The sequence below is a fragment of the Paenibacillus sp. Y930 genome (genome assembly GCF_056786375.1).
Genome location: NZ_JBXCIX010000003.1, coordinates 1 through 18,012 on the forward strand (window position 1 = coordinate 1; position 18,012 = coordinate 18,012).

Here is an 18,012-nt window from a genome sequence, read left to right on the forward strand (position 1 = left end):
TCTCAGGTCGGCTACGCATCGTCGCCTTGGTGAGCCATTACCTCACCAACTAGCTAATGCGCCGCGGGTCCATCTATAAGTGACAGATTACTCCGTCTTTCCCGTTTCGATCATGCGATCAAAACGCGTATCCGGTATTAGCATCCGTTTCCGAATGTTATCCCAGGCTTATAGGCAGGTTACCCACGTGTTACTCACCCGTCCGCCGCTGAGTTTGAAAGAAGCAAGCTTCTTTCAAACTCCGCTCGACTTGCATGTATTAGGCACGCCGCCAGCGTTCGTCCTGAGCCAGGATCAAACTCTCCATTAAGGTGTTTGACTTGCTCATTAGTGAAGTCTTTTCGATGCACAACGTGCTCGGAAAGATCTTCGTGTTTCGCTTGTTATTAACAATTTCACGGGGTGAAATTGTTAATGGCAGTTCTTACTCGTTGTTCAGTTTTCAAAGATCAAGGTTAGAAATTATAATAATGTATCTTCTCAGTTTCACTGATAAAATCCATTTTTTCTTTATTTCTTATCGTCCAATCTCTCGCGGCGACAAGGAATAATATATCATAACTGTCTATCTAATTGCAAGTGTTTTTTTCGAAAAAGTAATTTTTGTTTTTCTTTACTTTTACACCGCTCGAAGCGACAAGTAGTAATTTATCATATAATCACTATAAGAGTCAATACTTTTCCTTATAAAATTATTAATTATATTAATTAACGCTATTTTTTCGCTTTATTTTGATTATTTCACCATATAAAGGGCATTAATCAGTAATCAACACCCTTTTTCATTAATAATTCAATACATATTGAAGTTCAACTACATTGTTTTGTACATCCTTATTAAGGATAGCTACCTCTTTCAAATGATGACCTTGAACAAGTTTTTGAATAACTAGCGTAATATCCTCTACAATATATTGCAATTGCGGATGCTGCTGTAACTCACTTATACTCCATGACTCTTTTTTCTCACTCATAATATCAAGGAGATACTTACAATATATCTTCATCTTACTCACTACAGAAAACTCACAAGCAAGCATGACCAACTCAACACGTTGCTCGATCGTTTCGGGACTTGCTATTAATTCTTCATACAACTTATATACACCTGGATGCACTTTACGAAGTTGTTTCCATACGGTGAGTTCAGGATGAATGCCTTCTTCTATAAGTACAAGATTGGCCCAATGATGTATCGAACCTAATATCTGGCTATAAGCATCCAACACATTACCAACTGATAAATTGCGTTTTGCCTGAAAAAGCGTTTCCAGATAGCCGCTAAACTCACAAAGCTTTCGCTGATCACGCAGCTTATTGGGAAACTCAATGATTTGTTGCTTCATCTTTGCTAAATATTGTTGACTGTCCGCAATGATTTCTCCTGACATTAACCAATCCATTAAGTTATAACGATGTTGTGTAGTATTAGAATCTTGTAGTTCACGTGAATGTACCGTTCTAACAAAAATTCTCTCGTGATTGATTTCTAAGTGCTCGACCTTTGCGATATTATCCTCTTTTGTTGATACGACTAGTAAATAGAATACATATTCATTGGTGTGGAAAGGAAATTTCTCCACATTATGCATAAGCACTAGCCCTTGCACATCTTTTCTTAATGAGTAAAGTTCAAGTAATTGTTTTTTTATAATTTCCACCACTGCCTCCGTATAGCTAATCATATAAAGATACGATATAATATGAACTTGCAGACACTACATTTGTTCGACAATTACATGTTGATTCCTGCTTTTTTTCGAAATATTTTGTCTTAAGAGAGATTGATGAATTGAAAGTTGCTATTTATTGAAGCTACTATACGAGGAAGGAATGACAGAATGAAAAGTATCTTTTTCAAATCAGCAAAAATTAATGAGTTTCGACTTTGGGGGATGATTTTCACACTTGTAGGTATGGGTGTTATGATTCTTGGCACGGGAGGAATTTTGCTATTTGGTAATGTAGGTAAAATTATCGCTGCATTTTTCTTAGTTATCGGTCTAATCGCTTTGCTAGTAAGTGTTGCAATCTACTTCTGGGCTGGCATGATGTCTACAAGTGCAACGATGCTGCAATGTCCTGAATGTCACAAACAAACAAAAATGTTAGGCAAAACGGATCGCTGTATGTTTTGCAAAACAATTCTCACACTTGATCCTGACGCTGCAACTACAAATGCTACAAACCTTTCTACAGAAACTACGAGTGAACAAGCTCGTTCATAGTTACTGGATTAACTCTTACCATAATAAATAATCTACATAAGAGAACAAAGGCTAGTCAATGATGATTCCATCACTGACTAGCCTTTGTTTTTATAAATCGTTAGCTTCGCTGCCAAATCCACCGCGAAGCTAACCATCGTGATCACAAGTAGATGTTTTGAACTATCTACTTAAATAGTGACTTCTGTATGACCGGCCATATTTCGGGCTTCTGGAACGACCTTGCCCATGTCGCGACACCTGCTAAATCATATTGATGCACAAGATCAACTCTACTCGCAATGGAAAGCTCGTCCTCTAACCAAATTCGCTGAGTGACTCCTTCTTCCACATACTCAATATAATGTTGGCCACTGGCTTCATCCAATTGCGGTTCTAATGACTGCTCAGCAATAATCTCATCCGAACGCTTCATCCCAATCGCTTTGGAACTCACTTTCAAGGAACCATCTTCCTGAATGGTTTCAGACCATATCCGTGTATATAATGGCATTGCTAATATTAATTTCTCAGGAGGCACTCCATCTTCTTCAATAATTCGTGAAATAGAATTTTCAACCCAAGGAAGAGAACCTACCGAACCAGCCTTTGGACTCGCCGCCCAATGTTCGTCATATGCCATAACAATCATGTAATCAACGATTTTACCGAGTGCTTCACGGTCTAGAAATACTGACCACATTTCACTCGTAGATTTAGGTGTTACGTCGATAGAAACGACTAATCCTTGTTCATGCATAATTGGCGTTAACTCTTTAATAAATTGCACAAGATTTTCTTTATCTTTTGTATATACATTTTCAAAGTCAATATTAATACCTTCAAGCTGATATAGCTGAGCAAATGCAATTAACTGCTGAATCATAAAAAATCTCTTTTCAGCACTAGCAAGCACTTCACTCGTCTGATCCGGCTCAAATCCATTACTGAATAACGCCCAAACTTGATATCCCCGTGCGTGAGCCCACTCTATATACTCATGGGTAGCTTTACCTTGAATCTTTCCAGTATCATCCACAAGTTCAAACCATGTTGGACTTACAACGTTAACACCTTCCATTGCTGGCATTTCCGCCAAGTTAGGTTGTCTATTATATATAGCTTCCCACGTTAAATTAATCTTTTGACCAGCCAAATCATGATCTATCCCTTTATATTCATCCACATCACTTGCATAAACGATCGGTGAGCCTTCTATAGTATGTGATGCTTTTACAAAGCCTTCAACGCCATCTAATGTTTGAACGCGAAGCCAGCCTTCTTGTCGCTCCCACACCATAAGTTGTTGCCCTGATTCTATCACTTTATAATATGGGCTTTTAATCGTTGCAGATTCGCGTAAGTGACTCCCCTTCTCATTAGTAATAGTCACCGTATCTACAGCGTCATTTCCCTTATAAACCATCACAATTCCCGTTGAAGCAGAGTATTCGATATGAAAACCATATAATTGCTCAATAATTTCTGATGGTATATAGACCGTATCATCAACTACATCTGCCGTTAAAGTTAACTCATATGATTTCTCATTCAAAAGCGCATTCAGTGATTCCGTTTCAAATCGCAACACTTTATCAACCGTTGTTAATACCAGTGTATTACTTTCTTGCTCATAATATATTGGTGAATCTATTAAAATCGTTTCTAGTAATGGTAAAGGTAGCTTTACATGCTCATCTACAATAACAGCACCAGAAGCTTGCAACTTACCTTCATAATAGATAGGATGCTCAAATGGATAGGTTGTACTATTTTGCTCAAACGAAGGGACAAGCTTTACATAACCGATCCAACATGTTGCAACCAATGCAATAACGAAAAATAGCCAGATGATACTATTAAAGCGAAAACCCTTTCGCTTATTCACGTGAAATGTTTGTCTAGGTTCCAATTTTTATCGCTCCTAATTAAAAACGTGCAGAAGAGCGATGAAATGAATCGCTATTCTGCACGTCAAATGAAATCTAATACTTAAGTTGAGTACTGCTACATTTTTGACAGAGACCGTATATCTCCATACGATGCCCTTGAACAATAAAACCTGTACTTACCGAAGCTACACGTTCAACTTCAAGTAATGGAGGATGGATAAAATCTACGATTGACCCGCAACATTTGCAAATTGCATGATAGTGATCTGATAAATCCGCATCGAAACGACTAGAGTCATCGCCATAAGTTAGTTCGCGTATTAAGCCCGCTTCTACGAATAAACGTAAGTTGTTATAAATAGTTGCAACACTCATGCTAGGATAAGTAGGTGATAAAGCCTTGTATATATCATCAGCAGTAGGATGCGATTGCGTATCCATCAGAAAACTTAATATCGCGTGTCGCTGCGGGGTCATTCGAACGCCATTAGTTTTCAATTGTTCTAAAGCTAATTGCACGTTAGTAATCATTCCCCTCACGCCTTTCCTAATAATATAATTATTACTATAAAAAAATCATTACTACTATAATACGTTTATAAATTAAGTTTTGTCAATGTTCGCTTATTGAGCAACCTCTATAAGGATATAATTCGAGGCATACATAGATATCGTATATATAGCAGCTCCAACACTAGCTTCATATCGTTTACTATTCTTTTCAACAATTCGATCGCCTGATATTTTTCCAAAAGATACTTTAGCTCCCATTAAATAATGTGCTTTTCTTGGCAGCTTCACTACAATATTTCCTACGGTTGCGGTCAAACTCCAATTACCTGCCACCTTATTAGTTATAACATGTAACAAGCCATTCAGTGCAGTTGCTTGTACGTCATCAAGTGGATTAATAAGTGTAACCATCCCTTTCTTGCTTTGTACTGCTACACTACCATCTATGTTTTTCATAAAAACATTTCCTTGCTTAGTACTTACTTCCACATCTCCGGTTATTCCATATACATTAATTGCAGCACTATTACTTTCAATACTAAGTTTATCCAATATCGTTATCCCTTCGATATGCAGGGCACCATGCTCTAGCTTAATCCTCATACCTTCAGTAAGCTCATAATGATTAGGGATAACCATTTTCACATCCATACGCGGATAACGATTCAAGTTGTATAAAGGTAGTTGTGATTGCATTAATATTCCACTATCGAATTTAACATCAATATAACTTTGCTGCTTTACTTCTAATGCTTGTTCTTCATCTTCCGTGTTCACATATAGGACAGGGTATAACGTCAATTCATCTACATCATCCCGTACAATTTCAACGTAACCATTCAAATTTCTAAATTGAATTTCCCCTGATGCATCCATAGGTAATTTAATTGGTGCTAATTCATAGCGGAAACCAGCTGATCCATCTAACTGTTCCTTATTGGGAGCAGGAGCATGAAAGCTTTGTAATATTTTTGTGGGATAATCGCTATACTGCATGACAAAGTAAGATGTGCTTCCAAGTATAATAAGGACGAACACGCCCCAATAATCAGGTCTAAACATCGCTGCTCGATTAAACCAATAGTAATATATCGCTAAAACAATAAGTTCAAGTAGAAATACAAGTGGCGTAATGTAGCCCCACTGCACCCACTGTATCGGTGCAATCTGTTGTAACCATAATAAAATGGATAGCAATGTCAATAAAGCTCCTACCGTAATTCTACCTATTAAAATATATGGTTTTATTTTCCCTTTCAAATGCGTAACTACATACATAACAATACTCATAATTATGAACATCGGATAGTGGTAAATAATTTGTAATTTGAACGCATACGTATTACTGAATGGTAACAACAAAACAATGGTTAGCACTAGCAATATTAACGAGAAAGCTATTTTGATCCATGAGTTTCTATAATAATTTTTATCATCCATTGCTTGTAAACTATTGAAAATCGCATAAAAATAATGATAAGGCAAACTAAGTATTAGAAAAGCAATCGTTAATGGTTGTTCAATAACGAGCACATGTAACAATGTATATGCAAGCGCCAGATGAAATAGAAAGCTACTCACAATAAATATTGCTTTATCGTAGATGCCGCGATAGCAATGACCTAAGCCCGGCAATAACATCGCCAGGCCTGCTATAATCCAATTTCCGCCATAACCTACTCGTAACCGATCCAACGAACACCCTCCACTTGCTTCAAGTCCTGCACGAGTGACAACATACTTTCTTTATGCTTACGGGATACATGAATATGAAGTGAAACTTTAATATATCGCGAATCGCTCGCTTTATCATCCGCATGAATATCGATTGTATCCATTTCTTCAATTGACATTTTATTAAGGATTGCATGATGTTCATCTAATTTTTGTTGTGTATGCAATAGCAATATTGCTTGATCGGAACATGTCATGTTAACTACATAATGCTGCTTATTACGAAAAAAACGCGATTCTAATTTGTTAAATAGCCATAGAGTCAAAACAACTAAAATCATAACTGCAATAGAGGCAAAATAAAATCCTGCTCCTACCGCTAATCCGATCGCAGCTACCACCCATAAGGATGCTGCAGTCGTAAGTCCAGATATTTTTTTACCGGTAATTAAAATAGTTCCGGCTCCAAGAAAACCTACTCCTGTAATTACTGCAGCAGCAAGTCTCGCCGGGTCTACACGTACATTAACTTCATTAACGAAATCAGAAAATCCATAAATAGATAATAACATTAACAAGCATGCCCCTACACAAACTAATATATTAGTTCGAAATCCAGCAGCATGATTAGCTTGCTCACGCTCAAAACCAATGATTCCGCCAAGTACTAATGCTATGATGAGACGAATCAGAATTTCTACCTCGTCAATGTACCACGGACTATCAACTACAGCTAATAGCATTTATGCACTTCCTTTTCACAATAATTATAATGAATACAAAGAGATACTGCGTGATTTCATAGTGTGAAACCACGCAGTAATGTACTACTATTGTATGCCACTATAATCATTAACTTTACTGAGATTTCAAGCGCTCAATAAGTAGCTTGTTAACTAATGCAGGGTTTGCTTTCCCCTTAGTTTCTTTCATTAATTGACCGACTAAGAAGCCAATCGCTTTTTCTTTACCAGCACGATAATCTTCAATCGATTGCGGATTACGCTCAAGCACAGCATCAACGATGGCAAGCAATGCACCTTCATCACTAATTTGCACAAGACCTTGTTCCTCAACAATTTGTCCTGGAAGCTTACCCGTCTCCATCATTGTTTTGAATACCGTCTTAGCGATTTTACCGTTAATTGTACCTTTTTCAAGCAGACCTAGCATTTCACCTAGACCTTGACCAGTAAGCGCAATATCCGATAGTTCTTTGTTATTACTGTTCAGATACGCTAGCAGATCGCCCATAATCCAGTTTACTGCACCTTTAGCATCCTTCGTATAGGAAAGACTTTCTTCAAATAGATCGGCTATTTTTTTCGATGATGTAATCACTTCAGCATCGTAATCAGAAAGTTCGAATTGCGAAGTATAACGAGCTTTACGAGCATCTGGAAGTTCAGGGATCGTAGCACGAATCGCATCTTTCCATTCTTGACTAATGTTAAGCTTCACAAGATCTGGGTCCGGGAAGTAACGATAATCATGTGCTTCTTCTTTACCACGCATCGAGAAGGACTTACCAACGGCATCGTCAAAACGACGAGTTTCTTGAACAACGATGCCTCCTTCATCAAGAATTTCTGCTTGACGAATTTGCTCATATTCTAATCCACGCTGCACGCCGCGGAATGAGTTCATGTTCTTCAATTCTGCACGAGTACCAAACTCAGCTTGACCATAAGGGCGTAAGCTAATATTCGCATCGCAGCGTAAACTTCCCTCTTCCATCTTCACATCAGATACATCACAGTATTGCATGATCGTGCGAATTTTTTCAAGAAAAGCTTTTGCTTCTTCAGGTGAACGGATATCTGGCTCAGATACAATCTCAATTAGTGGTGTTCCTACACGGTTAAAGTCAACCAATGAAGCATAACCACCATCAATATGAGTTAATTTACCCGCATCTTCCTCAAGATGCACACGCGTAATACCAATACGTTTCGTTTCACCATTCACTTCTATATCAATATATCCATGTTCACCAATTGGCTGATCAAACTGTGAAATCTGATACGCCTTAGGTGAGTCGGGATAGAAATAGTTTTTACGATCGAATTTACTAATATCAGCTACTTGGCAGTTCAATGCCATGGATGCTTTCATCGCATATTCTACAGCTTGATGGTTCAACACAGGAAGAACCCCCGGATGACCTAAGCAAACTGGACATGTATGAGAGTTCGCAGGTGCGCCGAAAGCAGTTGAACAGCCACAGAAAATCTTACTATTCGTATGCAGCTCAACGTGCACTTCCAAACCTACGACCGTCTCGTATTTATTGGTAGTCATAATAATCTTCCTTTCGTAATCACGCACAAATTTATAGCTGTGGGCGCTGCTTATGGAATTCAGTATTAGCCTCAAATGCATGAGCTGCACGTAATACTGTAGATTCATCAAATGCTTTACCGATAATTTGTAAACCGATTGGCAGACCATCAGCTTGACCACATGGTACACTAATTGCCGGAATACCCGCTAGCGAAACTGGAATTGTACAAATATCATTAAGATACATCGTTAGTGGATCGCCAACTTGCTCACCAATCCGGAAAGCTGGAGTAGGTGCTGTAGGTCCAATAACAAGATCATATTTCTCGAATACTTGATCGAAGTCTTGCTTAATCAATGTACGTACTTTTTGAGCTTTCAAATAATACGCATCATAGTAGCCAGAACTTAATGCATACGTACCTAACATAATACGACGCTTAACTTCCTGACCGAAGCCTTGACTACGAGATTTACGATATAGATCGATAAGGTTCTCTGGATTTTCTGCACGAACGCCATAACGAACGCCATCAAAACGAGCCAGGTTAGAAGATGCTTCAGATGAAGCAAGTAAGTAGTACGTAGCAATCGCATACTCTGTATGTGGCAGCGATACTTCTTCCCATGTAGCGCCAAGCGATTCATATGTTTTCAAAGCGTTCATAACGGCTTCTTTCACACGTGGATCGATACCTTCTCCTAGATATTCCTTAGGAACAGCAATACGCAAACCTTTCACATCACCAGTAAGTGCATCCGCATAATTAGGAATCGTTACATTAGCAGAGGTAGATTCCTTCGGATCATAACCGGCAATAGCTTGCAGCACATGAGCTGCGTCTTCAACATTTTTCGTAAGTGGTCCGATTTGATCAAGAGATGACGCAAAGGCAACTAGACCAAAGCGTGATACTAGACCGTAAGTAGGCTTCAAACCAACGATACCGCAATATGCAGCTGGTTGGCGAATCGATCCACCTGTATCAGATCCAAGCGAGAAGTAAACTTGTCCTGCCGCAACAGCTGCTGCCGAGCCACCACTTGAACCACCAGGAACATGGTTTGTATTCCATGGATTACGTGTTGCGAAATAGCTAGAGTTCTCGTTAGAACCACCCATTGCAAATTCGTCCATATTTAATTTACCAATCGTAACGGTACCGGCATCACGTAACTTACTCGTTACAGTAGCGTCATAAATAGGATTATAATTACTTAAAAATTGGCTGGCACATGTCGTTAACAAACCTTCAGTAACAATATTATCTTTAATTCCGGCAGGCAAACCGAACAAAGCTCCTTCTGCTTGTCCATTTGCTAATTTCTCATCTAATTGAGAGGCTTGTGTGCGTGCAGCGTCCTCATTCAATGTAATAAATGCTTTAATGCTCTCATCTGTTTCAGCGATGCGATGGTATGATGCATCGACTAGTTCTGTAACAGAAAGCTCTTTGTTTTTCAGCTTTGCTCCAACTTCTTGGATGCTTAATTCAAAAGGTGACAACAGTAGTTCCTCCCTTCACTCTCTCTAAATTATTCAAGTACCGCAGGTACTTTTATTTGATCGTCTTCTTCGTCAGGCGCATTAAGAAGTACCTTCTCAATCGGTAACGATTCCTTCAGTACATCTTCACGCATAACATTCACAAGCTCAAACACATGACTTGTAGGCTCTACATGATCAGTGTCCAGCTCATTAAGCTTCTCAGCATACTTCAAAATAGCATTAAGCTGATCTGTAAACTGATTTTTTTCAGTATCAGATAGCTCCAAGCGTGCAAGGTTAGCTACATGGTCAACATCTTTTAACGTTATACTCATCAACAATACTCTCCTTAAACTTTTCTAAGCTCTCGTGTGTAACTTCTCAGTAAACGAAAAGTACATCGGAAGCATGAGGCTTAAACTTTTCTGAGCTTCTATGTGTAGCTTCTCAGCAAATGAAAAGTACATCGGAAGCATAATTCTATGTACAATCATTCATATTATTATATCCTGCCTAGCACAATTATAGCAATGACAACAGAAAAAAGAGACATAGCGAGCTTTCACACGCTACCTCTCTTTCATTAGATCCATGCTTTTAGATTAATTTGACGAATAAATTCTTCACCTGTTGTGATCTGCGGCTCAGACTCTTCTTCAACTTCCTCTTCTGCTACACCATTCATAATATTATAAAATAATTGCTCGTTCTGAGTAGCAAGTGCATAATCAATTAATGCTTCCTTCTCAATTTGCTCGGCTTCCTGCTTAAGAATTTCTTCTTCTAATTCAATATCCTCATCAGGCACAGCAAAATTGCGATTCAGGCTAGGGACACGAACAACATAATCAAACACGTTATCGGCATTACGATCATATGCAATGATGTACCCATACTCACCTATAGGAAGCTTCTGTTCAAATTGATCCTCTATAAAAACTACTTTAGATCCAAGTGGTAACATCGACTTCAACCCCTATGATTAGCACATGAAATGCTATGTGATATGCCTATTATCCTACTAAACTTTCGGCAATCTGTCTATGCAAGTTACATAGAATTTCGCTAATTGTCGATAAAACTATACATTATTCGCCTTTATTCTTTGCGCTTCCTTCTACATTTCCTTCAATCTCTGGTAATTCTATCAATGATTGATCAAAAATATGAGGAAGCTTCAATTGAGACTGACCCATTTGACTAAGTAAAAGTCTAGCAAATTCATCACTTTCATCGTGATCTTGATTTTCTTTAATAATCGTTATCTCATGATGTAATCTTTCCATCTGCTCATCCAAATTATTAGCAACATCGGCTGCTTGCTTTAATTCTGCTGTAAGTTTGGATGGAACGGCTTGATCGTATTTATAGAAAATCTTATGTTCCAAACTCGCCCAAAAATCCATAGCGATCGTACGAATTTGAATTTCAACACATACGATTTCACGACCAGTTGTCATCACAACAGGAACACCCGCGATAAGATGTAAACTACGATATCCGTTAGGCTTAGGACTCGATATATAATCTTTCACTTCATAAATTTCCACATCAAAATGTTTCTGCAGCATCTCCTGCACACGATAAATATCTGAAATGAAAGAACAAGTAATTCGAATGCCAGCTACATCCTTAATCTCATGGCGAATGCTATTAATAGAAAATGGAAGACTTTTCCTTTGTATTTTACCAATAATACTTTCAAACGATTTCACACGAGATTTCGTATGCTCAATCGGATTGTAATCATGCAGAAGTTGATATTCTTCCTTTAATATTTCAATTTTCGTTTCTAATTCAGTTAAGGCGAATTGATACATCATCATGACACGTGTAACATCATCGCGTAATTTTTTGAATTGTTCTACTTGATTAGAGATCAGTTGATAGTTGTTCATCTATATTCTCCTCACTTGTGCCGCCCAGCTTCACTTACCCATTATAAGTCGTTATGTGTAGTCTCAGCGTCCACCTCTCTATTGTATACGATTGAATTATCGTCACGCAAATTAGTTCGCGATTAGGTGTATTAATACAAGCTCCTGCAAATAATAGCTAACATAGCCCTTGTCAGAATTAGTCGAATTCGTATAGAATCTACAAAGCAATTACTATTTTATTAAAGGAGCAATAATCATGCGCAAATCAATTGGTGTTCACGAACGACCACCAGTAGCAATGTCACTTATGCTTGGTCTTCAGCATCTATTTGCAATGTTCGGTTCAACAGTATTAGTACCTACGATCTTAAAAGTAGATCCTGCGATCTGCTTGCTGATGAATGGTATCGGTACACTATTGTACATATTGATCACAAAAGGGAAAATCCCCGCTTACTTAGGTTCAAGCTTTGCGTTTCTTGCACCAGTAACTGCAATTATTACGAAACAAGCTGGTGGCGGTTATGCTGATGCACTTGGCGGCTTTATCGTAGTAGGTATTATTTTCACAGTCGTCGCATTCATCATTCAAAAAGTCGGTACCAAATGGATTGATGTTGTTTTCCCTCCTGCAGCGATGGGCGCAATTATTGCCGTTATCGGCTTGGAGCTCATTCCAGTAGCGGCTGGTATGGCTGGTTGGATTAGTAAAGATCACGATCCAAATTGGGTAATGGATCCACAAGTTGTTATCCTATCTATCGCTACATTAGCAGTAACAGTAATCGGTTCCGTTCTATTCCGAGGTTTCATGCGAATTATCCCTATTCTTTTCGGTATCATATTCGGTTATGTACTAGCTATCTTTATGGGCTTAGTAAAATTCAATGAAATAAGCAATATTGCATTTTTCAAGTTCCCAACGATGACTACTCCTGAATTCAATTGGATTGCCATTGCGACAATTGCACCAGCTGCGCTCGTTGTCATCGTGGAACATATTGGTCACTTAGTCGTTACAAGTAATATCGTTGATAAAGATCTTTCCAAGGACCCTGGTCTACACCGCTCTTTACTTGGTAACGGAATTTCCACGATTATTTCTGGTTTTGTAGGGTCTACACCCAATACAACTTATGGTGAAAATATCGGTGTCCTTGCGATTACTCGTGTATTCTCTACATTCGTTATTGGACTAGCAGCAGTCATTGCAATTGCGCTATCCTTCTTAGGTAAATTCTCATGGTTAATCTCAAATATCCCAGAAGCTGTTATGGGTGGTGTATCACTACTATTATTCGGTGTTATCGCGGCATCAGGTCTAAGACTACTTATCGAATCAAAAGTAGATTACAGTAAGCCTACCAATCTTTACTTAACGACAATCGTACTTGTAGTTGGTCTAAGTGGTGTAACTCTTTCTATTGGAGACTTCGCCATGTCGGGTATGTCTCTTGCTACGGTAGTAGCAATTATTTTAAGCTTGTTGTTCAAACTGTTTGATGTATTGAAAGTGTCCAATGATTATGAAGAGTCTGAACATTAATTACTAGAAAACAAAAAGGGCTGATCCTAAAGTATATTACAACTACTTTAAAGGATCAGCCTTTTTTTGTGCGCGATAAGTGGATATCAAAATAGTAGCTAATTTATCTAATTAGCGCATCGTATGTCCGTTCGTTTTTCGTCAAGCTCTTGTTTTGGCTTTGAACGTTAATGATTTGCCTTAGTTATTAATCGCATCTACAAATTGCTTCAATGCTTGTTCGAGAACCGAACGTGGACAAGCAAGATTAATACGTAACCAACCTGCACCTTCCGCACCATATGTAGAGCCTTCATTAAAGGCTACCTTCGCCTTCTTATACATAAGCTCCTTCAACTCAGCTGGGTCCTCGCTAATCGCACGGCAATCTAGCCATAGCAGATATGTACCTTGTGACTCCAGTGATTTAACTGCTGGTACATGCTGCGCAAGATATTCTACTGCGTAATCTAGATTAGCTTTCACATAGACGATCAACTCATCAAGCCATTGTTCACCTTCATTATAAGCTGCTTGAACAGCATCCTGCGCAAAGTGATTGGCCATATGAATACTTAATATTTTTACACGCTTATCGAACACTTCACGTAGCTCTGCATTAGAGATAACTGCGAATGAAGTATGTAGTCCTGGAATATTGAATGTTTTTGTTGCAGCAAGTGCCGTAATCGTAATATTCGCTGCTTCTTCAGATAGAGAAGCAAACGGAGTATGTGGATGTCCTTCAAAAGTTAGATCACAATGAATTTCATCGGATACGACAATAACACCATATTGAACAGCCAGCTTAGCGACTTTTTCTAATTCTGAACGTTCCCATACACGACCACCAGGGTTATGCGGGTTGCAAAGCAGCATTAATTTGGCGCCATCTTTGAACAGCTGTTCTAAATTTTCAAAATCCATCTCATAGCGTCCGTTTTCAATACGTAGTGGATTGCGAGCAACGGTGCGATTATTCCCTTCAATGACATCATAGAACGGATAATAGACTGGAGATTGAAGAACTACGGCATCGCCAGGCTTCGTATATAGGTCTACAGATAAACTAAGTGTCGTTACAACACTTGGAACATCTATAATCCAATCTTGTTGTATACTCCAATCATGTCTACGTTCAAACCAATTTGTGATGGCTTCGTAATATTCACTGTTTTTAATTGAGTAACCATATATCCCTATATCCGTACGTTGCTGAAGTACTTTTTGTACTGCTGGTGGGCTATAGAAGTCCATATCTGCGACCCATAGCGGCAGAATAGAAGCGTCACCGAACAAAGGACCCACTTGATCCCATTTATAAGAACGAGTATTGCGTCGGTCAATGATTTCATCAAAATTATACATCAAATTAGTCACACCTCTTATCATGTTTAGTTACACTAACTTTATCACTTTTACAATAAGAAGCCAACTTTTTATCTGGCTACCGCTTGGAAACATATCGATTCCCCTCTACATAATATCGCCATAGATAATCCTTTGCTTCTCCGCTATTATCAATTCCGATTCGGGGGCTAGAAGAGATTTGTTCATACGTAATCCCTTGTGCAATATATAGTGGAGCTTGCGTGAACTGTTTACCGTAATCGTCCATCGTAATGCCTAGCGCTTGACATAGCTTACCTGGACCATTCGTTAGGTCTCGCTCCTTCTTATCTTCGCCGCGTCGTTGCTGCATGATCGGAATGCCAAGTACAGGCTCTACCGCACGAATTAGTACAGATTCAGGTATTCCAACATCACCACTCACAACATTCACCAAGCAATGACGATGCATCGTATGTGTATATACATGCCCCGCTTCCGAAAACAAAATTTCCGTCCTTGCCGTTATACGATTTTTAAAGCCATGCGCCGCTTGATCCTTTGGACCAAGATAGCCCTCCGTTTCAACAATATAGCCTGCTGTTATACCCGCAGCTGTTTCCTTTACGAGAATATGACCGAGTAAAGCCTGTGCTAGCTCTAGCGTGCTTTGATTATAGAAGGATTGTGGCAATATCTCTAGTTTCACCATGTACTCCCCTTTACAGAAATAGAAGAAGGATAATATTAGTTAGCTGCACGCCAATCAATATTATCCTTCTCATTATCTATTCATTCTTATACCTATTACTGATTAGTATACTAATGACATACGATACACTTCTTGAATGTATCATGTGTAAGGGTAAATGTTCAACTTTTCTTAATACAGTGTAATCACTTTCTCCCATGTTAATGATTGACCAGCCTCATTCGTGAAGGTGAAGGAAACTGTTCCCTCTTCACCTTTCAGCGAATCATCATAGAAGAACCCCATAAATTGACCATTTCCACTAATGTAGAAACCATCTTCACCATTGCTACCATGCTCGATTGCTTCTTGCAGTGTATTAACTACTTCGGATGATGATGAACTCCATTTCATTGAAGTTAGCATATAACCCTCTGGTCGCTTTTGTACGGAAAAGTCAAAACTATTGCCTTCAATCGGTTTCTCAGCCTGATCAATAATGATTAATATCTGATCATTGTTAGCTTCTGCTACTGGTTCGGTTGGCTTGGTTGGTTCGGTTGTTTTTGTTGGCTTGGCTGTTTCTGTAGGTTCTACTTGAATGCCATTCGTACCCTCTTTCTCTGTTTTTGACGGAGAAGTTTCATCTACATTTGTATCTTCATTGCCTGGGATTTCTGATGTTATAGGTGCATTAGCGTTATTATTACCTTGATTGACATTATTACCCGATTGCTCACCACACCCACTTAATAACGTAACAATAACTCCCGTCATAACCATATATCTAATCTTCATTATAAATCACTCGCTTTCTGTTAATGAGAAGTAGAATTCTACTCCTTGCTTAGTATTCCTTACCCCATATTGGCTATGATGTAACTGTAAAATATGACTTACAATGGCTAGACCTAGTCCAGTACCACCTGACTTACGATCTCTCGCTTGCTCTAGACGATAAAATTTCTCCCAAATATTGATTAATTGTTCTTCTGGGATATGTTCGCCTTCATTATGAATACTTATAACAACATGGTTATCATCTTGATGCTGTACTTTAATATTTAACTCGCTACCAACAGGTGCATAGCGAACAGCATTACTTATTAGATTAATTAGTACTTGCGTAATCCGTTTATAATCAGCTTCTACCAAATATTCATTATGCCGCAAAGGACTGAATGCTAGATGTAAGTTCTTTGCTTCAATAATCTTAGAGAACGATTGGCATACTTGTTGGATAAGTTCAACGATATTAAATCCTCTAAGCTCTAATTGAATCGCTTTTACTTCGTACTTAGATAATTCCAACATATCGAGAATTAATTCATTCATTCGATCGCTCTCATTAACAATATGTGTTAGATACTTGTCACTCTTCTCCTTGGCTACGCCATCTTGCAGCCCTTCTGCATAACCTTTGACAATGGCAAGAGGTGTTTTCAATTCATGTGATATATTAGCTACCAACTCTTTTCTGAGCTGTTCAGAGCGTTGCTTTTCCTTCATTTCCGCTTGCAATTGCTCATTCCGTTCTGATAATTGAGTTAACGTAGCTTCAAGATTTGTAGAAAGCTCGACTAAGCGAGTAGCTAACTGTCCGAATTCATCTTTGCTACTTAGTGGTGACTTCTCAGAGAATTGAAGCTTAGCTAGTTGCCCTGCAAACCTATTTAACCTTACAAGTGGCTTTGTAATATACCTTGAATAGAAAATCGCTAATATAAATACAACTATAATGATGATAGGGAATATATAAAGCACATATTTTTTCATCATTTCCACTGCTTCATCAACGGGTTGTAGCGATGTCATAAGCAGTACGTATTGTTGCTCATCTGTTACCTTCTGTAACAAAGTCACATATTCAACACCACTCCACGGATCATTCCATACGGTCGTTACTTGTTCTTGATGCGCCCAATGAATATTCGCCCACTCTTCCGATAACATCCAATCTTGAACCATCTGCTTCACTAGAAGATCTTGATACATTGGATTGTACGATCGTTGCTCTGGTATTTGCATGTCGATTATGGTCCCTTGTTCTCGCACTAAACCCTGTTCGAGAGGACCGCCATCTGATAGCAATTGTAAAGGATGCATAATGCTATCTTGTTCATCCATGTAAATCCCATCTACCGTAATTGTATTACCTATATGAAGTCCAATAGGAAGCTGATCGAAAGTCATTCCTGCCATTGGAAGTATTATCGTAATGGCACGTTGCTGCAACTGCATTACAATATAATAAGGATCGTATTCACGCAGTTGAAACTGACTGTCTAATATTGCAATACTAGCATCATACTCATTCATATAGTGACCAAGCAATTGCGATACAGCTTGATGATTGGTAGATACTTTCTCATAACCTTCTGCAAAACTAGATGTTTGCCTCTGCAATTCAGCAAGCTTCATATTGCGATAGAACTTCTCGAAAAACATACTCTCCATAATCATTACAACTGCAAATAACAGAATAATCATAATAGAAGTAATCATATACAATTTGAATACGACCGAATG

The 18,012-nt window shown here is 38.5% G+C and carries 16 protein-coding genes and 1 rRNA gene; 2 read left to right on the forward strand and 15 right to left on the reverse strand.

From position 1 onward, the window contains the following. Nucleotides 1-310: ribosomal RNA gene (locus tag AC1TO5_RS09135) — 16S ribosomal RNA — on the reverse strand; the annotation flags it as partial. Between the two features lie 475 nt (nt 311-785). Beyond that, nucleotides 786-1,661 (reverse strand): nucleotidyltransferase-like protein, encoded by an 876-nt coding sequence (locus tag AC1TO5_RS09140; RefSeq protein WP_482062511.1) that lies wholly within the window; start codon nt 1,659-1,661, stop codon nt 786-788. 189 nt (nt 1,662-1,850) lie between these two features. On the opposite strand from AC1TO5_RS09140, the gene AC1TO5_RS09145 reads away from it, so the two are divergent. Continuing rightward, the gene (locus AC1TO5_RS09145) at nt 1,851-2,228 is read left to right on the forward strand and encodes a YgzB family protein (protein ID WP_482063092.1); all 378 of its coding nucleotides are present in this window, start codon (nt 1,851-1,853) and stop codon (nt 2,226-2,228) included. 166 nt (nt 2,229-2,394) lie between these two features. Here AC1TO5_RS09145 and AC1TO5_RS09150 read toward each other — a convergent pair whose 3' ends face one another. From AC1TO5_RS09150 to AC1TO5_RS09190, 9 genes are all read right to left on the reverse strand, one after another. Next, entirely contained in the window at nt 2,395-4,119 is a 1,725-nt protein-coding gene (locus AC1TO5_RS09150) for a glycosyl hydrolase family 18 protein (RefSeq protein ID WP_482062512.1), read from the reverse strand. A 73-nt stretch (nt 4,120-4,192) separates the two neighbouring features. Further along, entirely contained in the window at nt 4,193-4,630 is a 438-nt protein-coding gene (gene perR / locus AC1TO5_RS09155; RefSeq protein ID WP_482062513.1) for a peroxide-responsive transcriptional repressor PerR, read from the reverse strand. A 93-nt stretch (nt 4,631-4,723) separates the two neighbouring features. Beyond that, nucleotides 4,724-6,307, reverse strand: a complete 1,584-nt coding sequence (locus AC1TO5_RS09160; RefSeq protein WP_482062514.1) for a DUF4097 family beta strand repeat-containing protein — start codon at nt 6,305-6,307, stop codon at nt 4,724-4,726. Continuing rightward, entirely contained in the window at nt 6,289-7,029 is a 741-nt protein-coding gene (locus AC1TO5_RS09165; RefSeq protein WP_482062515.1) for an MgtC/SapB family protein, read from the reverse strand. Before AC1TO5_RS09165 ends, AC1TO5_RS09160 begins: the two co-directional genes overlap by 19 nt. A 115-nt stretch (nt 7,030-7,144) precedes the next feature. Beyond that, nucleotides 7,145-8,587 (reverse strand): Asp-tRNA(Asn)/Glu-tRNA(Gln) amidotransferase subunit GatB, encoded by a 1,443-nt coding sequence (gene gatB, locus AC1TO5_RS09170; protein ID WP_482062516.1) that lies wholly within the window; start codon nt 8,585-8,587, stop codon nt 7,145-7,147. Between the two features lie 31 nt (nt 8,588-8,618). Next, on the reverse strand, nt 8,619-10,076 hold the full coding sequence (gene gatA / locus AC1TO5_RS09175; RefSeq protein ID WP_482062517.1) for an Asp-tRNA(Asn)/Glu-tRNA(Gln) amidotransferase subunit GatA: 1,458 nt from the start codon (nt 10,074-10,076) through the stop codon (nt 8,619-8,621). 29 nt (nt 10,077-10,105) lie between these two features. Next, nucleotides 10,106-10,393, reverse strand: coding sequence for an Asp-tRNA(Asn)/Glu-tRNA(Gln) amidotransferase subunit GatC (gatC, locus tag AC1TO5_RS09180; protein ID WP_482062518.1), 288 nt, complete (start codon nt 10,391-10,393; stop codon nt 10,106-10,108). Nucleotides 10,394-10,641: 248 nt separating this feature from the next. Beyond that, on the reverse strand, nt 10,642-11,022 hold the full coding sequence (locus AC1TO5_RS09185) for an ATPase (protein WP_482062519.1): 381 nt from the start codon (nt 11,020-11,022) through the stop codon (nt 10,642-10,644). 124 nt (nt 11,023-11,146) lie between these two features. Next, complete coding sequence (locus AC1TO5_RS09190) at nt 11,147-11,956, reverse strand: GTP pyrophosphokinase (protein ID WP_482062520.1); 810 nt, start codon at nt 11,954-11,956, stop codon at nt 11,147-11,149. A 238-nt stretch (nt 11,957-12,194) separates the two neighbouring features. Between AC1TO5_RS09190 and uraA the strand changes: the two genes are divergently transcribed. Then, nucleotides 12,195-13,484 carry a uracil permease gene (uraA, locus tag AC1TO5_RS09195; protein WP_482062521.1) on the forward strand — a complete coding sequence of 430 codons (1,290 nt, stop codon included), beginning with the start codon at nt 12,195-12,197 and terminating at the stop codon, nt 13,482-13,484. 180 nt (nt 13,485-13,664) lie between these two features. On the opposite strand, the gene AC1TO5_RS09200 is transcribed toward uraA, so the two are convergent. The 4 genes from AC1TO5_RS09200 to AC1TO5_RS09215 all read right to left on the reverse strand — a co-directional run bounded on the left by AC1TO5_RS09200 (nt 13,665) and on the right by AC1TO5_RS09215 (nt 17,973). Then, nucleotides 13,665-14,834: a MalY/PatB family protein gene (locus AC1TO5_RS09200; RefSeq protein ID WP_482062522.1), complete on the reverse strand. Its 1,170-nt coding sequence runs from the start codon at nt 14,832-14,834 to the stop codon at nt 13,665-13,667. A gap of 76 nt (nt 14,835-14,910) precedes the next feature. Further along, nucleotides 14,911-15,504 (reverse strand): DNA-3-methyladenine glycosylase, encoded by a 594-nt coding sequence (locus AC1TO5_RS09205; protein WP_482062523.1) that lies wholly within the window; start codon nt 15,502-15,504, stop codon nt 14,911-14,913. A gap of 171 nt (nt 15,505-15,675) precedes the next feature. Further along, the gene (locus tag AC1TO5_RS09210; RefSeq protein WP_482062524.1) at nt 15,676-16,281 is read right to left on the reverse strand and encodes a hypothetical protein; all 606 of its coding nucleotides are present in this window, start codon (nt 16,279-16,281) and stop codon (nt 15,676-15,678) included. Nucleotides 16,282-16,287: 6 nt separating this feature from the next. Then, the gene (locus tag AC1TO5_RS09215; RefSeq protein WP_482062525.1) at nt 16,288-17,973 is read right to left on the reverse strand and encodes a sensor histidine kinase; all 1,686 of its coding nucleotides are present in this window, start codon (nt 17,971-17,973) and stop codon (nt 16,288-16,290) included. Between the last annotated feature and the right edge of the window lie 39 nt (nt 17,974-18,012).

Excerpts from the sequence above, each read along its gene's own strand:
- AC1TO5_RS09190 (WP_482062520.1), bottom strand. The coding sequence starts at position 11,956 with ATGAACAACTATCAACTGATCTCTAATCAAGTAGAACAATTCAAAAAA.
- AC1TO5_RS09205 (WP_482062523.1), bottom strand. The coding sequence starts at position 15,504 with ATGGTGAAACTAGAGATATTGCCACAATCCTTCTATAATCAAAGCACG.
- AC1TO5_RS09210 (WP_482062524.1), bottom strand. The coding sequence starts at position 16,281 with ATGAAGATTAGATATATGGTTATGACGGGAGTTATTGTTACGTTATTA.
- AC1TO5_RS09185 (WP_482062519.1), bottom strand. The coding sequence starts at position 11,022 with ATGTTACCACTTGGATCTAAAGTAGTTTTTATAGAGGATCAATTTGAA.
- gatC (WP_482062518.1), bottom strand. The coding sequence starts at position 10,393 with ATGAGTATAACGTTAAAAGATGTTGACCATGTAGCTAACCTTGCACGC.
- uraA (WP_482062521.1), top strand. The coding sequence starts at position 12,195 with ATGCGCAAATCAATTGGTGTTCACGAACGACCACCAGTAGCAATGTCA.
- gatB (WP_482062516.1), bottom strand. The coding sequence starts at position 8,587 with ATGACTACCAATAAATACGAGACGGTCGTAGGTTTGGAAGTGCACGTT.
- AC1TO5_RS09165 (WP_482062515.1), bottom strand. The coding sequence starts at position 7,029 with ATGCTATTAGCTGTAGTTGATAGTCCGTGGTACATTGACGAGGTAGAA.
- perR (WP_482062513.1), bottom strand. The coding sequence starts at position 4,630 with ATGATTACTAACGTGCAATTAGCTTTAGAACAATTGAAAACTAATGGC.
- AC1TO5_RS09215 (WP_482062525.1), bottom strand. The coding sequence starts at position 17,973 with ATGATTATTCTGTTATTTGCAGTTGTAATGATTATGGAGAGTATGTTT.